Source organism: Micromonospora sp. NPDC007220 (assembly GCF_040634035.1).
In the GTDB taxonomy this organism is placed as follows: domain Bacteria; phylum Actinomycetota; class Actinomycetes; order Mycobacteriales; family Micromonosporaceae; genus Micromonospora; species Micromonospora reichwaldensis.
Map to the genome: position 1 here is coordinate 1 of NZ_JBEYEU010000073.1, position 1,153 is coordinate 1,153.

The following is a 1,153-nucleotide window of genomic DNA, read 5'->3' on the forward strand; positions in this document are numbered from 1 at the left end:
CTTATATCCCTTATTAGCGATCATTTAATTTTTTACGCAAATTGCAAGTCCAAGTTAGCCAGCCAAGCTCATCTCATATGAACTCTTATAGTTGAACATTTTTCTTGGATAATGGTTCATCCAATACTCGATAGCGGCGACTTCTTCAGGGGTCGTCTTTGTTGTGCCTTTTGGCAGATGCCTACGAATCATTCGGTTATGGTTTTCATTCGTCCCTCGCTCAAAGCTCGCGTAGGCGTGTGCATAGTAAACTGGACAGCTTACGTCCTCAGAGAGCCTTGCAAATTCATGGCCATTGTCAGGGGTAATGGATTTGAAGTCATAACTTTTTTGAAGTTCCACCAGCTCATCATTGACCGCCTGTGCTGTTTTCCCATCAATCAAGCGAATGATCTCCGTGCGGTATTTTCGCTCTGTGAGCGTCAAAAGCACCTTGTTCTTAGCTCTCGTAAGAATGACCGTGTCAATCTCGTAATGCCCCACTTCTAAGCGATTGTTAATGAACTCAGGCCGTTCTTCAATAGACTTACCAAAAGGATGCTTTGGCGCACGAGGTTTGATTTTCTTTGCCGCCTTATACTGCGGATAGAAAAGATGATGACGCTTGGCTTCTAACCAGCCCCAGTTGACCCAATTGTAGAGGCTGCTCAGAGAAACTCCTTTTAGAGCCTGATGAATGACTTCCAAAGAGTCCTTGTCTTCTTTAAGACGTGTACTCACATAACAATCAATCTCAGTCGTGAGTTTACTCGGACGAACACTGTGAGCCCTCAATCCTTCATAATTTTCTTGAGCCTTTTTAGCAGAGTATTTTACCTTCCGCTTGAGCTGGATTTCCCCTCGCTTCATCTCTCTGTCAATCGTCCCATGAGCTTTATTCAATAAGCGCGCAATCTCACGGTTGCTCAGTCCTTCTTTATTGTGCCAACGTTCAATGTTTAAACGGTCTTGATTGGTCAGGTGTTTCCCTTTGCTCTGGCTTGTGATAGAATAGTCTTGCATCTGAATTTCCTTTTTATACTATTTGGTCGAACTTCTAGTATAAGAGATTCAGATGTTTTTTGCTTGACTCAAGGTGGCTAACTTCATTTTACAATTTGCGGATTTTTCTTTAATTAAATTTGGAACAAATAGTAATATCAAAATACTAATA

1 protein-coding gene is annotated in these 1,153 nt (G+C 41.8%); it reads right to left on the minus strand.

Annotated features, from left to right (window positions below; translation table 11 throughout):
* Positions 1 to 54: 54 nt before the first annotated feature.
* Entirely contained in the window at positions 55 to 1,002 is a 948-nt protein-coding gene (locus tag ABZ573_RS32515; RefSeq protein WP_351004109.1) for an IS30 family transposase, read from the minus strand.
* Positions 1,003 to 1,153: the final 151 nt, after the last annotated feature.